Below are 15,114 nucleotides of genomic sequence, written 5' to 3' on the forward strand. Positions count from 1 at the left end.
GATGGCTAAGCTTTCCCTCTTCGCGCGGCGTCGTCGCCGCGTCCGCACCGCGCTCAAGGCCGTCGCGGGCCACAAGCCCCGCCTCAGCGTCCATCGTTCGGGTCGTCACATCTACGCCCAGGTCATTGACGACGTCGCCGGCAAGACCGTCGCGTCGGCTTCGACCCTGGACAAGGATACCGGTTCGAAGGCGCTGGGCAAGACTGGCGCCAGCGCCGAAGCCGCTGCCGATGTCGGCAAGCGCGTCGCCGCTGCGGCGACCGCCGCCGGCGTCACCCGGGTCGTGTTCGACCGTGGTGGCTTCCTGTTCCATGGCCGCGTCAAGGCGCTGGCCGATGCCGCCCGTGAAGGCGGGCTGGAGTTCTGATCATGGCTGACGAAAACACCAACGAAGTCGTCGCGCCCGTCGAGGGCGCCGAGGCGGCACCGACCGAAGGTCGTGGTCCCGGCCGTGGCCGTGGCAACCGCGGCGGCGGCGATCGCAACCGTGGCGATCGCGGTGGCCGTGGCCGTCGCGACGATCGTCGCGGCAACCGCGACGAGGAGCAGGGCGAGGAGCTGATCGAGAAGCTGGTTCACATCAACCGCGTCTCGAAGACCGTCAAGGGCGGTAAGCGCTTCGGTTTCGCTGCTCTCGTCGTCGTCGGCGACGGCAAGGGCCGTGCGGGCTTCGGCCATGGCAAGGCGCGCGAAGTGCCCGAAGCCATCAGCAAGGCGACGGCCGCTGCCAAGAAGGCAATGGTTCGCGTCCCGCTGAAGGAAGGCCGCACCCTGCATCATGACGGGCTCGGCCACTTCGGCGCCGGCAAGGTGACTGTTCGTTCGGCTCCGGCCGGTACGGGCATCATCGCCGGTGGTCCGATGCGCGCCGTGTTCGAAAGCCTCGGCGTCGCTGACGTCGTGACCAAGTCGAACGGCACGTCGAACCCCTATAACATGATCCGTGCGACCTTCGCGGCGCTGGGCGAACAGACCAGCCCCAAGTCGGTGGCGCAGCGTCGTGGTAAGAAGGTCGCCGACCTTCTGCGTCGCGGTGGCGCCTCGGTCGAAGTCGCTGCGGCTGACGCCGAAGCGATTGTGGAGTAAGCGACATGGCGAAAATCAAGATCAAGCAGATCGGTTCGCCGATCCGTCGCCCCGAAGCCCAGAAGAAGATTCTGATCGGCCTCGGCCTTGGCAAGATGAACCGCGTGGTGGAGCTGGAAGACACTGCGGAAGTCCGCGGCGCCATCGCCAAGCTGCCACACATGGTGGCCGTGGTCGAAGGCTGAGTCCTTCGATCCATCGATATGAAGCGAGAGAGGGGGAAACCCCTCTTTCGTTTTTTTCAGAGGCGCGCTATGCGCGCGCTTCTGAAAATCCCAGCGGAGTCTGGGATCGCATGCCGGATGGCAGTCCTTTCGAGGAGACCCCCGGCAGGATGATTTCCGCAAGGAAGCATCCGGTTCAACCCGGCCCCAGCCTTCGCTGGGGCTCCGGTTCGATCCGTGAGGATCGAACCTCCGCGCGACAAAAGCGAAAGCGAGTGCATTATGACCAAGCTTAACGAACTCAATGACAATGCCGGCGCCCGCAAGGGCCGCATGCGCGTCGGCCGTGGTATCGGCTCGGGCAAGGGCAAGACCGCCGGTCGCGGCCAGAAGGGTGCGAAGGCGCGTTCGGGCGTCAGCATCAACGGCTTCGAGGGTGGCCAGATGCCGCTCCACATGCGCATCCCGAAGCGCGGCTTCAACAACATCTTCGCCAAGGATTACGCGATCGTGAACCTGGGTGAAGTGCAGAAGGCGATCGACAGCGGCAAGCTGGACGCCAACGCGACTGTCGACCAGGCTGCGCTGAACGCCGCCAACCTGACGCGCGGTGGTAAGGACGGCGTCCGTCTGCTCGCCAAGGGCGAACTGACCGCGAAGGTCAGCTTCCTGGTTGCTGGCGCCTCGAAGAGCGCTGTCGAAGCGGTCGAAAAGGCCGGTGGCAAGGTCGACGTGATCGAAGTCGTTCCGGCTGCCGAGAAGGCCAAGGCGAAGAAGGGCACCGCCCTTGCCGCCAAGAAGGCCGCAGCGAAGGCCTGATTTCGGCTTTCCCAGTCTTGCAAGCATGACCCCGCTGCCCGATATGGGTCGGCGGGGTCTTGTGCATCGGGGGACGCTGTTCGTCGCTTTGCGCGTTTTCGGGGGGATGGCATAGCGCCCGCCGCGGAAATCGCGCAGAGAAAACCGGGCTTCGATCTGACGAAATAGGTCAGGATGAAACCCGGACGATGATTCCCGGTTCGACAGCGCCCCATGTCCCCGTTAAGGGGATTCCGATTCCGGCCCGTATCGCATTCGGGCAAGAGTGATTTGAAGGGCAGCCACCATGGCATCGAGAGCCGACCAGCTCGCATCCAATCTCAGCCTCGCGAAATTCAGCCAGGCGACCGACCTCAAGAAGCGCCTGTGGTTCACGCTCGGCGCGCTGATCGTCTTCCGCTTCCTGAGCTTCGTGCCGCTGCCGGGCGTCGATCCGACCGCGCTGTCGCAGCTCTACAGCCAGACCAATGGCGGCATCCTCGACATCTTCAACACCTTCTCGGGTGGTTCGCTGTCGCGCATGAGCCTGATCGCGCTCGGCGTCATGCCCTATATCACCGCGTCGATCGTGGTGCAGCTCGGCGCCTCCCTCTCGCCCCAACTGGCGGCGATCAAGAAGGAAGGCGAAAGCGGCCGCAAGAAGCTGAACCAGTATACCCGCTACGGCACGGTCGGCCTGACCGCGGTGCAGGGCTATTTCATCGCCGTCGGTCTTGAAAGCTTCGGCGCCCAGTCGGGCGTTGCCGCCGTGATCGAACCTGGCCTGCTGTTCCGCCTGACCGCCGTCGTCTCGCTGATCGGCGGCACCATGTTCCTGATGTGGCTGGGTGAACAGATCACCTCGCGCGGCATCGGCAACGGCGTGTCGCTTATCATCATGGCGGGCATCGTCGCACAGTTGCCGGTCACGCTCAGCAACCTGTTCAAGTCGGGCCGCGAAGGCTCGATCTCCGGCTTGTTGATCATGCTGATCATCATTCTGGCCTTCGGCCTGATCGCGCTGATCTGCTTCATGGAGCGTGCCCAGCGCCGCGTGCTGATCCAATATCCCAAGCGCCAGACGCGCCAGGGCCTGATGCAGGCCGACCGCAGCCACCTGCCGCTCAAGGTCAACACCGCCGGCGTCATTCCGCCGATCTTCGCGTCGTCGCTGCTGCTGATGCCGCTCACCATCTCGCAGTTCGCCGGGCAGACGGTCGCGGGTGAGAGCAAGTGGGGCGATTTCGTCCTGTCGCTCAACCAGTATCTGTCGCACGGCAGCCCGGTCTACATGGCGCTTTATGGCCTGGGCATCGTCTTCTTCTGCTTCTTCTACACCGCCGTGGTGTTCAATCCGGAAGAGACGGCCGACAATCTGAAGCGCAATGGCGGGTTCATCCCCGGCATCCGTCCGGGCAAGAATACCGAAAATTATCTCGACTATGTGCTGACGCGCATCACCGTCATCGGCGCGGCCTATCTGGCCTTCATCTGCCTGGTGCCGGAATTCGCGATCGCACGGGCGGGCATCCCCTTCTACCTTGGTGGGACTAGCCTGCTGATCGTCGTCAATGTTACGGTCGATACCGTGACCCAGATTCAGAGCCATCTGCTCGCCCATCAATATGGCGATCTGATCAAGAAGGCGAAGCTGAAGGGACGCCTGCGCTGAGGGGCGCAGGCATGCGATAAAAGCGCAAGACTAAGGGGAGTGTGCGCATCATGAATATCATTCTGCTTGGCCCTCCGGGCGCCGGTAAGGGAACCCAGGCAACCCGGCTGGTCGACAGCCGAGGCATGGTGCAGCTGTCGACGGGGGACATGCTCCGCGCGGCGGTAAAGGCCGGGACGCCGGTGGGCCTCCAGGCCAAGGCGCTGATGGAATCCGGTGCGCTGGTGCCCGATGAAGTCGTGTCGGGCATCATCGGCGAGGCGCTGGATGCGCTGGCGCCGGAAACCGGGGTGATCTTCGACGGCTACCCGCGCACCGAGGCGCAGGCCCATTCGCTCGATACCATCCTGTCGGACCGCAGCCGCACGCTCGATCATGTGATCGAACTGGACGTGAATGAGGACGCGCTGGTCGAGCGCATCACGGGTCGCTTCACCTGCGCGAATTGCGGCGCTGGCTATCATGACAGCTTCAAGCAGCCCAAGGTCGAGGGTGAGTGCGACAAGTGCCACGGGCATGAGTTCAAGCGCCGTCCCGACGACAATGAGGAAACGGTGCGCACCCGCATGGCCGAATATCGCGCCAAGACCGCGCCGATTCTGCCGATCTATGAGGCGCGCGGCATCGTGTCGCGGGTCGACGGCATGGCGGGCATGGACGATGTGACCGTCGCCATCGCCGCCATCTTGGACGGCGGCGCGGCCTGAGCTAATCTGTCTCCTGGAAGAGGGGAGGCGGATATGCGGATTTTCGGGTTACTGGCATGGGCTGGTGCGGCGATGGCCGCGCCGGCCCATTGCGCTGTTACGGGTACGAGCGAACAGGGCTTTGCGATCGAGAGCAGTGTCGAGATCGCCGCGAGCGGGGACGCGGTCTATGCCTTGCTGGCCGAGCCGGGCCGCTGGTGGAGCGACGCCCACAGCTATAGCGGCGATTCGGCCAATATGACGATCGACGCCCGCGCGGGGGGCTGTTTCTGCGAGACGATCCCGTCCAAGGCGGGCGTGCCGGGGGCGATAGAGCATGGACGGGTCATCTATGCGGTTCCGGGTCGGCAATTGCGGCTATCGGCAGCACTGGGACCGCTACAGGCTGAAGGCGCGACCGGGGCGCTCGACTTCACGATCGCGCCGTCGGGGAAGGGGGTAAAGGTCGTGATGACCTATGTCGTCGGCGGCTATCTGCGCGCCGGGCCGGCGGCGCTGGCGCCGATGGTCGACCAGGTGCTGGGGGAACAGCTTGCCGGGCTGAAGCGGGCGGCCGAATCGCCCCGCTGAGTCCCCGTCCGATCCGTATCGGCGGCCGCATATTGTCTCAATCTGGCAAGGAAACAGCAAAGTTGGCGGATTTCCGTGCCGCCGTTAACCATGTTCCTACCAGATTCGTTGCTGCGCTGTTGCTATGAAGGCCTATGACTGGAACGCCGCGCGCTCGGGGCCGCCTGACGGAATTGGACGCCTTGCGCGGCATTGGCGCCCTGTGCGTGCTGATCTTCCATTATTCCACGCGCTTCCATGAACTGTTCCCGCAGGCGGCGCATGTGCCGTTCAGCTTTCCCGGCGGCAATTATCGCGTGCTGCTGTTCTTCACCATTTCCGGCTTCGCGATCTTCTTCACCCTGGATCGCATCGGGACGGTCGCCGATTTCGTGGTGAACCGCTTCGCGCGGCTCTATCCAGCCTATCTGGTGGCGATGCTGCTCACCCTCTCGATCGAATATCTCGCGCAGGCGACGCAGTTGCTGATCGGGCCGGTGGCGATCCTCGCCAACTTCACCATGCTGCAGGGCTTCGCCTTCCTGCCGGAAGTGGACGGCGCCTACTGGACGCTGACGGTGGAGATCGCTTTCTATTTCTGCATGATCGCGATCTGGAAATTCGCCGGAGTCCGACGGCTGGAACCCGTTCTGGGGGCCTGGCTGTTTGTCCGCTGGCTTTACTGGCTGTGGCCCGACATGCCCGAGCGGATCATCATGCTGCTGGTGCTGCGCTACACGCCCTTCTTCGTCATTGGCATGCTGGCCTATCGCGTGTGGCGCGGGCAGCGGACATTGCGGCAGCAGGCGCCCTATGCGGCGCTTGCCCTGCTGTCGATCGCGACGATCGAGACATGGGACGTGGCCGTCATGGGCTGCGTCCTGTTGGTGGCTTTTGTGGCCCTGATCCACGGCCATCTGCGCTTTCTCGCCGTGCGTCCGCTCATCTGGCTGGGCGGTATCAGCTATTCCTTCTATCTGATCCACCAGCATGTCGGCTTCGTCATCATGCTGGAATGCGCCAAGGCCGGCTACAGTCCCTGGATCGGTTTTGCCGCAGCCTTCCTCGTTGCGCTGCTGCTGGGGACCGCAATCAACCGCCTGGTCGAACGGCCGGCAGGGGAGGCCATCCTTGCCTGGTGGAAGCGTCGGCGCGAGGCGCGACGGCCCGTGCCCGAAGCGGCGCCCAGCCAGACATGAAGAAGGGCGCGGCCGTTTCCGACCGCGCCCTCCGCATTTCTTGGACTTCAGCTTATTGTGCGACCGGGGCCGCCGCGGCCGCGTTGGCTGGCAGGCCGCCCATCTGCGTCACCATCTTGGTATAGGCGTCGAGATAGGCGAGCACGATGACCTGGCCGATATCGGTATTCTGGTAGCCGCCGCCGCCGACAGCGGCGAGGCCGCCCATCCAGCCCAAGCCGCCACCGCCGCCAAAGCTGAGGTCAGACTTGCGGAAATAGCCTTCCGCCATCACCTCTTCCTCGGTGGTGCGGGCGTTGACCACCGACAGCATGACATTGGCCTCGCTCTTCTTGATCGAGATGCCGCCGGCGAGCGCGCCGAGGGTGCGTCCGCCCAGGAAGCCGCCGACCAGCCCGCCCAGCGCGTTGCCGCCGCTGTTCTTGTTGGTGGTGACGATGTCGGGCTGGATGAAATAGTCCGCCGCCTTCACCTGACCCTTGCCCAGGTTCGATCCGGCCTGCAATTCGCCCGAATCGGCCATGGCGCGTTCCATGTTGCGGCTGGCCATCGAGCGGCCACGGTTGACGATGCCGAAGCAGCCGGACTGCTGGACGAACAGCTTGATGATCGCTTCGGGGCTGCCCAGATTCAGTTCGCGCCACCACTGATTGTCGGGTTCGACGATGGCGACGGTGCCGAGCCGCTTGGTGCAGCGGGGAATTTCCATCTGCTTCTTGGCCTGGGCCTGGCGGCCCGAGGAACCCTTGTCGGCCGCGAGGGCAGGCGACATGGCGAGTGCAAGGCAGACCGTGGAGGCAGCCAGCGTCTTCAATACACGCATTTCAAGAACCCCGTTCTTTGCTTGATCTGGAAAATTTCGTGCGCCCCGAATATTTTGGCAACATTCTAGCATAGCGGTTCCCCGCTTCCAAGCGAGAGGCGGGATATGACGGGGCTTGTCATGGATCGACGCCGACCGCGTGATCCTGCTGACAGCGCATGAAATCGCTGCTATCGGCGCTGCCCATGACCGATCTCAGCCACATCCGCAATTTCTCGATCATTGCCCATATCGACCATGGCAAGTCGACCCTCGCCGACCGACTGATCCAGCGCACCGGGGGCCTCACCGACCGCGAGATGAGTGCGCAGGTTCTCGACAATATGGACATCGAGAAGGAGCGCGGGATCACGATCAAGGCGCAGACCGTGCGCCTCGACTATGTCGCGAAGAACGGCCAGACCTATGAGCTGAACCTGATGGACACGCCGGGCCATGTCGACTTCGCCTATGAAGTGTCGCGCAGCCTGGCCGCGTGCGAGGGCGCGTTGCTGGTCGTGGACGCCGCGCAGGGCGTGGAAGCGCAGACGCTGGCGAACGTCTATCAGTCGATCGAGCATGATCATGAGATCGTGCCGGTGCTGAACAAGATCGACCTGCCCGCCGCCGAGCCGGAAAAGGTCCGCGCCGAGATCGAGGAAGTGATCGGCCTCGATGCGTCGGAAGCGGTGCTGGCCAGCGCCAAGTCGGGCATCGGCATCGACGACATCCTTGAAGCCATCGTCACCAAGATCCCGCCGCCCAAGGGCGATCGGAACGCGCCGCTGGAGGCGATGCTGGTCGACAGCTGGTATGATCCCTATCTGGGCGTCGTCATCCTCGTCCGCGTCATCAATGGCGTCATCAAGAAGGGGCAGGCGATCAAGTTCATGATCGGCGGCACCGAACATCTGATCGACCGCGTCGGCTGCATGCGGCCCAAGATCGAGGCGCTGCCCGAACTGGCCGCCGGCGAGATCGGCTTCATCACCGCGCAGATCAAGGAAATCGCCCAGACCCGCGTCGGCGACACGATCACCACGGTCAAGAATGGCGCGACCAAGCCGCTGCCCGGCTTCAAGGAAGTGCAGCCGGTGGTGTTCTGCGGCCTGTTTCCGGTCGATGCCAATGATTTCGAGAAGCTGCGCGAATCGATCAGCAAGCTGCGCCTCAATGACGCCAGCTTCTCGTTCGAGATGGAAACCTCGGCGGCGCTGGGCTTCGGCTTCCGCTGCGGCTTCCTGGGGCTGCTCCATCTGGAGATCATCCAGGAACGGCTGAGCCGCGAATATGATCTGGACCTCATCACCACCGCGCCGTCGGTGGTTTATGAGATGCAGATGAAGGACGGGACCGTGAAGCATCTTCACAACCCGGCCGACATGCCCGATCCCAATCATATCGAGATGATCGAGGAGCCGTGGATCGAGGCGGTGATTTACTGCCCCGACGAATATCTGGGCTCGATTCTGAAGCTCTGCCAGGATCGGCGCGGCATCCAGAAGAATTTGACCTATGTCGGCGGCCGCGCGCAGGTGACATACGAACTGCCGCTCAACGAAGTCGTGTTCGACTTCTACGATCGGTTGAAGTCGATCAGCCGCGGCTATGCCAGCTTCGACTATCACCAGATCGGCACGCGCGAGGGCGACCTCGTGAAGATGAGCATCCTCGTCAACAATGAGCCGGTGGATGCCCTGAGCATGATCGTCCACCGCAGCGCCGCCGAGGCACGCGGGCGGCACATGTGCGAACGGTTGAAGGATCTGATCCCCCGCCACCTGTTCAAGATCCCGATCCAGGCGGCGATCGGCGGCAAGGTGATCGCACGCGAGACGATCGCGGCGATGCGCAAGGACGTCACGGCGAAATGCTATGGCGGCGACATCACCCGCAAGAAGAAGCTGCTGGAGAAGCAGAAAGAGGGCAAGAAGCGGATGCGCGAATATGGCAGCGTCCAGATTCCTCAGGAAGCCTTCATCGCCGCGCTGCGCATGGGCGACGAGAGCTGAGACTGGCCCGATCCCGTCGCCGCTGGCGGCGGGGTCTTATGTCGTCCGTCAGATGATGTCGGTGATCGCGAAGGCGTCGACCGTCCGCAATCCGGTCAGGATGACGGCCTGATCGAGGGTGCCGTCGCCATTGCCGTCCCAGAACAGCCAGCCATCCGTCGATCCGGCGACGAACACCGCTTGCGCGCCCGAAGGCCCGGCAAGCCCCTGCGCCGCCGCCAGTCCATCGGCATAGTTTGAGGAAGCGATCGCCGTTTCGGCATAGCGGCTGGGTGCGCCGGCGAAGGCATCGATATCGACCTTGTCGAAGCCGGTCGCGAAGTCCGTGATCGTGTCGTTCGAGCCGGCATTGGCCGATGTATCGCCGAACGCAAACTGGAAGACATCGCCATCCGCGCCCCCGGTCAGGACGTCCTTGCCCTTGCCGCCGATCAGCGTGTCGGCGCCGGCCTGTCCGCGCAGCGTGTCGTTGGAATCGCCGCCGTCCAGCCAGTCATTGCCGTCGCCACCGTCGAGCAGGTCGAGCATGGCCCCGCCCAGCAGGCGGTCGTTGCCCGTATTGCCCGTCAGCGTGTCGTTGTCATCGCCACCTTCGAGAATATCGTCGCCCGCGCCGCCGTCGATCGTGTCGGCCCCCGTAAGACCCCACAGATGATTGGCGGCGCCATTGCCGACAAGGATATTGGCCAGGATATTGCCGGTTCCGTCGATTGCCGCGCTCCCGGTCAGGGTCAGCTTTTCGACCTCATTGGCCAGCACATAGCTGATCGACGCATTGACCAGGTCGGTGCCGCCGCCGGACAGTTCGACCACGACATCGTCATTGCCGCTGTTCCCGTCGTCAGACCAGGCATCGACATAATAGGTGTCATTGCCATCGCCGCCTTCCATCCGGTCCGCGCCGGTGCCGCCGTCGATCGAATCGTTTCCGGCCCCGCCCTGAAGCCAGTCATTTCCCGCATTGCCGGCAATTATGTCGGTCCCCGCGCCGCCAATGACGGTATCGTCGCCATCGCCACCCGACAGCGTGTCGTTGCCGATGCCGCCGTCGATCAGGTTCGCGGCCGCGTTGCCGTCGATCACATTGTTGAGGTCATTGCCCCATCCGGAAATGGCGGCGGCGCCGGCAAGCGTCAGGTTTTCGACGTTGAGCGCCAGCCGGTAGCTGACCGATGCGATGACGCGATCCGTGCCCGAACCGGCCGCCTCGATCACCTGGTCATCGTCGGGATCCCAGCCATTGTCCGACCAGGTGTCGACATAATAGATGTCGTTGCCGATGCCCCCGTCCATATAGTCGGCACCTGCCCCGCCATCGATGCTGTCGTTGCCGCCCTTCGCATAGATGGTGTCGTTCAGCGCCGTCGTTTGGTAAACGCCCGATGCGGTGGGTGAGAAGGTCTCGTTTGCGCCGTTGCCGTTCAATGTCCGGCCGATTTCGTTGACGTCCGTGATCGTCACGGCAATCGCCTGCTGGCCGGAATAGGTGCCGTCGCTTGCGGCGACGACGACGTCGTACACATTGTTCGCACCGGCATCGAGCGGGTGCTCAAAGTCAGGCGCTGCCGCAAAGCGCAGAGCGCCGGTCGCCGAATCGATCAGGAACAGGGCGGCGTCGGCGCCGCCGACGATAGTGTAGCTGACGGGCGGTCCATCCGGGTCCGTCGCCACGATAGTCGTCACCACCGTGCCATTTTCCGCCATGGACAGGGCCGCGTTCGCCCCCCCGCCATTGGAGGTGATGGTCGGCGCGGTGTCGTTGACGTTCGCCACGCCGACCGAAAGCGCCTGGCTGGTCACGGCCACGCCGTCGCTGGCGGCGACGGTGACAAGATAGACATTGTCGTGGTTGGCGTCCGCCGCGGCTTCATAGTCCGGGGCCGCGCGGAACCGCAGGACACCGCTATTCGCGTCGATTTCGAAGAGCGCCGCATCGGCGCCACCCGTGATCTGGTAGGTGAGCGGACTGCCATCGGCATCGGTGGCCCGCACCGTCGTCACCGCGAGGCTGTTTTCCACAACCGAGATCGATGCCGTCGACCCGCCGCCATTGGACGTCAGCACCGGCGCCGTATCGTTCAAATTGGCGACGGACAGGTTGAGCGTCTGCCAGGATGTGTTGGTGCCGTCACTTGCGGCGATCGTCACCTGATAGACATTGTCCTGATTGGCGTCGGTGGGCGCCTCATAATCGGGCGCGGTCCTGAAGCTGAGCGCGCCGGTCAGCGCGTCGATGGTGAAGCGCGTGCCGTCCGCGCCGCCGACGATCGCGTAGCTGACCGGATCGCCATCGGGATCGTTCGCTACGATCGTCGTGGCCGCGACCAGATTTTCGTTGACCGTGACTGACGCATTGCGTCCGCCGGTGATGACGGGTGCATTGCCATCGGCCACGTCGAGGATGGTGATGGAGAGTTGCTGCTGCCCGATGCCGCCGGCCAGATCGTCGGCGGCCACGATGACGTCATAGACATTGTTGCCATCAGCATCGATCGCATTCTCGAAATCGGGCGTCCCACGGAAGGTCAGCGCGCCGGTCGTGCCGTCAATGGCGAACAGCGCCGCATCGGCGCCGCCCAGGATGCGGTAGACGAGCGACTGGCCGACATCCGGATCGGTCGCCTGCACCGTCGTGACGGGAATAGTGCTGTTTTCGGCGATACTGATCGCCGCGCTGGCGCCGCCGCCATTCGACACGATCGTCGGCGGCGTGCTGAGGTTGGTCGCGTCGAGGGTGATGTCGGCGAACCGGAAAAATTCGACGTTGCGGAGCGTGTCGACGCCGTCATTGGTTCCCGCGCGCTGATCGGTCAGCGTAACCGATCCGTCGGCATTGGTCCGCAGCAGATAGTCGGCGCGGTTGCCGGTGAAGACGACCGTGTCGACATCGGCGCCGCCATCGATCGTGTCGGTGCCGACGGTAGCCAATATGGTATCGTCGCCTGCGTCGCCGCTCAGATAGTCGTTGCCATCGCCGCCATCCAGCAGGTCGTTGTTGCCGCCGCCGAACAGCTCGTCATTGCCGCCGCCGCCGAACAGTTGGTCGTCGCCTGCGCCGCCCTGGAGCTTGTCCTTGTTCGCGGTGCCGGAATCGTCGCCATAGAGAATGTCGTTGCCGCTGCCGCCCAGCAGCGAATCGGCGCCGTCGCCGCCAAACAGCACGTCATTGTCGTCGCCGCCGTCCAGCGTGTCGTCCCTCCCGCCGCCATAGATGATGTCATCCCCGCGCTGGCCATAGAGCGTGTCATAGCTGCGGCTGCCGTCGGCGCCGAAATCGTCGCCATAGATAAGGTCATTGCCGTCGCCGCCATAGATGGTGTCGGCGCCAGCGAAGCCCATGATGAAATCGTCGCCCGCTTCGCCGTAGAAGACATCGGCCCCGGCACCGCCGACGATCTTGTCATTGCCGTCGCCGGCATAGATCTTCATGTCCTTGCCATAGGCCAGGCCGCCCGGACCGTGCGCCGTCAGGTCGACCAGATCGTCGCCACCGCCCAGATACATGAGCTGGATATTCTGGAATCCGCCAAGGCCATCGTTGAAGGTGCCATTGTTATAGGCGATGAAATCGTTGCTGTTGGAGCCATAGATGGCGTCGTACCGATCGCCGATCACCAGGTCCGTCGACCCGTAGACGTTCGACCCGGTCAGCTGGAAGATCGTGCCGTTCAGCAGGTGCAGCGAGGTGCTCCAGGCGAAGGTCGCGAATGTGATGTCCACCCTCATATTATTCTGATTGGCATCCTTGTTGAACAGATAGAAGCTATCCGCTGTGGAGGTGCCGGTCAGCGTCTGGCTGCCGAGAATATTGTAATAGTTTGCCATGATATCCTCGCGCCGGTCGGGAGCGTGGCATAGTCTGCCTTACCTGCGGGGGAGCGTCAGCTTACCATCGGGGTGGTAGGCGCGTCAGAGGAGGTACGGTTCGGCGGTCATTATGTCCTTTGGGACAGCGGGCCGGGTGCTGTGCTCGGCTCGTCGCAGGCCGGGCCGTGGGTCAGGCGGCGCACCAGTCGATCGGCTGGCGCGACCAGGGGCGGGCATGGCCCTTGAGGATCATCAACTGCCCGAGCGACACGCCGTCCCGTGTCAGGATGCGGGCAGAGGGGTCGATATCGGCAATGTCCGGCCGGGCTTCGAAGGTACCGCCATTCATCATCGCGGCGAGCAGGGCGCGGGCCTTCCTCGCCCGATCGGCCTCCTCCGGGCAACGGATGGTGGCCTCGCCGGGAACCCGGATGTCGGCCAGGCGATAGCGCCGTCCATGCCAGACGTAGCTGTTGCCGCTCAGCACGCAGGCCTCGCCCTTGAGATCATCGCACAGGGCGAAGGATTCGGTGATGCTGATTGTATCGGCCGGGGATGCGGTTGCGCCGGCCGAGGGAAGCGCCGGGCCGAACAGCATGGCCGCTCCGGCCGCGATCGCAAGTGCGACCAGCATCATCCCGACGGGCAGGAGGCGGGCATGATGATCCTGCCGCTCGTTCAGCCAGCTTGCCGCATTGGCCGGCTGGCGATCGTCCAGGTCATAAAGGTTGCGCGCCATGCTTCACTCCGCTGCAAAGTCCGACCTTAACGCCGATCGGGGAAAAATTCGGTTAACCACGGCAGGCAGGCGCGGCTTGACGGCCGGGCGGCGTCATGGTCAAGTCAGCCCGCCCAAGAGCAACGGAGGCGGCGTGAGCGAAACCTGGCTGTATGATGAGCATCCCGCGATGTTTCGCGCGCATCCCTTGCTTTTCACGCTGTTGCTGGTTTCGGTCGTCGGCATCCTGGCGATCGCGGTCTGGTGGGTGATGCACAAGGGGGAGCGACTGGCGCTGAGCGAGCGGGAAGTGCTGATGGAGCGCGGCTTGCTGTCCAAGCAACGGACCGAGATTGCGCTGTCGAGCATCCGGTCGGTGCGCATTACCCAGAGCCTGGGCCAGCGTCTCTTCGGTGTCGGCCATGTCGAGCTGTTCAGTGCCGGGGACATAGCCGAAATCGCGATCAAGAATATGCCGCGTCCCGATCGTATTCGCGCAATTGCGGCGGCGCGTAACGTCGATCTGCTGCCGCAACGATAGAAGATTTCGTTCAGCCCCTTGACTTGGGCGGATTTATTTCAACGATAGCGTAATCATAGGGGGTCGAGAGAACACCCGCTTCGCAAGAGGACGCCATGTCAGGAACGTCGATCCGCAAAGGGGCGGACGGCGCTGCAAAGGGGTGTCTCCATGGTTGGCTTGCGAGTGATGCCGTCTTTGTCCGATTTGACTGCCGAACAGCGGGCGGAAATCCGCCACGCCTGTGGCTTTGCCTGCGTGCGTTGCGGCGTGACGATCTATCGTTATCTGGGATTGCCCGACGGACCGGGCGCGACCCTGCTCTGTCCGACCTGCCACGGGCTGGTCGAGGAAGGGCGGCTGACCGCGACCCAGGTGCACAGTTTCCATGCCAATCCGGTGGTCCGCCAGCGCCATTTCGCGCGCGACCGGCTGCCTTTTTCCGCCGAACTTCCCCAACTGATTATCGGTGGGTCGCGGTTGCTGCGCGATACGCCGATTCCGATCACGCTGGATGGCGAGCCGATCCTGATGTTCGCGCCGCCACGCCGGACCAACGGCGCCACGCGGATCAGCGTGCGGCTCGGCTCGCCGGACGGGGAAGCGATGCAGATCATCGACGGCAATGAATGGAAACCGTCCAACGGCAGTTGGCATTTCCTGCTGCGCGGGGATCGCTATTCGATGATGGCGGCGCGGGGGGAAGGCTTGTGTGTGCTGCGGATCGTGACGCGCAACCGGATCGCGGTGGAGCATCTGCGCACCACCATCAACGGACGCCGGCTGGAAATCACCCCCGACTGGCTGGAAATCGACGGCAAGCGTCATGTCGACCGGATCGGTAGCGGGACGCTGATCGGCCTGGAGCTCTAGCAGTCGGCTGTCTCTCTTCATATTGCTGATCCTTGCGGCATATTACCGTTTATGTCGGACCATGGCGGTTGCCGCCGCCCTTCCTGTCGCTCCTGTAAGGAAATATTGCCACGCCGGTCGGGTGCGAGCCTTTGATTGACCGGTCTTTGCGAGCGCCACATCAGCCCCTCAGATTCTAACGCGACTTATTCGCAATATTAGTTTTCG

14 protein-coding genes are annotated in these 15,114 nt (G+C 63.6%); 11 read left to right on the top strand and 3 right to left on the bottom strand.

Annotated features, from left to right (window positions below):
• Position 1 precedes the first annotated feature (1 nt).
• The 8 genes from rplR to DM806_RS14570 all read left to right on the top strand — a co-directional run bounded on the left by rplR (position 2) and on the right by DM806_RS14570 (position 6,175).
• Complete coding sequence (gene rplR, locus DM806_RS14535; protein WP_179043905.1) at positions 2-367, top strand: 50S ribosomal protein L18; 366 nt, start codon at positions 2-4, stop codon at positions 365-367.
• Positions 368-369: 2 nt separating this feature from the next.
• Positions 370-1,086, top strand: coding sequence for a 30S ribosomal protein S5 (gene rpsE / locus DM806_RS14540; RefSeq protein ID WP_179043906.1), 717 nt, complete (start codon positions 370-372; stop codon positions 1,084-1,086).
• A gap of 5 nt (positions 1,087-1,091) precedes the next feature.
• Positions 1,092-1,271, top strand: coding sequence for a 50S ribosomal protein L30 (gene rpmD, locus DM806_RS14545; protein WP_046761668.1), 180 nt, complete (start codon positions 1,092-1,094; stop codon positions 1,269-1,271).
• Between the two features lie 261 nt (positions 1,272-1,532).
• Entirely contained in the window at positions 1,533-2,069 is a 537-nt protein-coding gene (gene rplO / locus DM806_RS14550) for a 50S ribosomal protein L15 (RefSeq protein ID WP_179043907.1), read from the top strand.
• Between the two features lie 286 nt (positions 2,070-2,355).
• Positions 2,356-3,720, top strand: coding sequence for a preprotein translocase subunit SecY (secY, locus tag DM806_RS14555; protein ID WP_179043908.1), 1,365 nt, complete (start codon positions 2,356-2,358; stop codon positions 3,718-3,720).
• A 50-nt stretch (positions 3,721-3,770) separates the two neighbouring features.
• Positions 3,771-4,427, top strand: a complete 657-nt coding sequence (locus tag DM806_RS14560) for an adenylate kinase (protein WP_179043909.1) — start codon at positions 3,771-3,773, stop codon at positions 4,425-4,427.
• Positions 4,428-4,460: 33 nt separating this feature from the next.
• Positions 4,461-4,997: an SRPBCC family protein gene (locus DM806_RS14565; RefSeq protein WP_179043910.1), complete on the top strand. Its 537-nt coding sequence runs from the start codon at positions 4,461-4,463 to the stop codon at positions 4,995-4,997.
• 134 nt (positions 4,998-5,131) lie between these two features.
• Positions 5,132-6,175 (top strand): acyltransferase family protein, encoded by a 1,044-nt coding sequence (locus DM806_RS14570; protein WP_179043911.1) that lies wholly within the window; start codon positions 5,132-5,134, stop codon positions 6,173-6,175.
• 52 nt (positions 6,176-6,227) lie between these two features.
• Here DM806_RS14570 and DM806_RS14575 read toward each other — a convergent pair whose 3' ends face one another.
• The gene (locus DM806_RS14575; RefSeq protein ID WP_179043912.1) at positions 6,228-6,998 is read right to left on the bottom strand and encodes a CsgG/HfaB family protein; all 771 of its coding nucleotides are present in this window, start codon (positions 6,996-6,998) and stop codon (positions 6,228-6,230) included.
• A gap of 185 nt (positions 6,999-7,183) precedes the next feature.
• Here DM806_RS14575 and lepA point away from each other — a divergent pair, with 185 nt between their 5' ends.
• Complete coding sequence (gene lepA / locus DM806_RS14580) at positions 7,184-8,989, top strand: translation elongation factor 4 (RefSeq protein WP_179043913.1); 1,806 nt, start codon at positions 7,184-7,186, stop codon at positions 8,987-8,989.
• 48 nt (positions 8,990-9,037) lie between these two features.
• Here lepA and DM806_RS14585 read toward each other — a convergent pair whose 3' ends face one another.
• Positions 9,038-12,814 (bottom strand): calcium-binding protein, encoded by a 3,777-nt coding sequence (locus DM806_RS14585; RefSeq protein ID WP_179043914.1) that lies wholly within the window; start codon positions 12,812-12,814, stop codon positions 9,038-9,040.
• A gap of 172 nt (positions 12,815-12,986) precedes the next feature.
• A complete protein-coding gene (locus DM806_RS14590) occupies positions 12,987-13,535 on the bottom strand; it encodes a nuclease (RefSeq protein ID WP_179043915.1) in 549 nt (182 codons plus the stop codon).
• Between the two features lie 133 nt (positions 13,536-13,668).
• On the opposite strand from DM806_RS14590, the gene DM806_RS14595 reads away from it, so the two are divergent.
• The gene (locus DM806_RS14595) at positions 13,669-14,055 is read left to right on the top strand and encodes a PH domain-containing protein (RefSeq protein ID WP_179043916.1); all 387 of its coding nucleotides are present in this window, start codon (positions 13,669-13,671) and stop codon (positions 14,053-14,055) included.
• Between the two features lie 168 nt (positions 14,056-14,223).
• Positions 14,224-14,907 (top strand): hypothetical protein, encoded by a 684-nt coding sequence (locus DM806_RS14600; protein WP_179044187.1) that lies wholly within the window; start codon positions 14,224-14,226, stop codon positions 14,905-14,907.
• The last annotated feature ends 207 nt before the right edge of the window (positions 14,908-15,114 follow it).

Origin of the sequence: Sphingobium lactosutens, from assembly GCF_013393185.1 — a bacterium.
Classification (GTDB): domain Bacteria; phylum Pseudomonadota; class Alphaproteobacteria; order Sphingomonadales; family Sphingomonadaceae; genus Sphingobium; species Sphingobium lactosutens_A.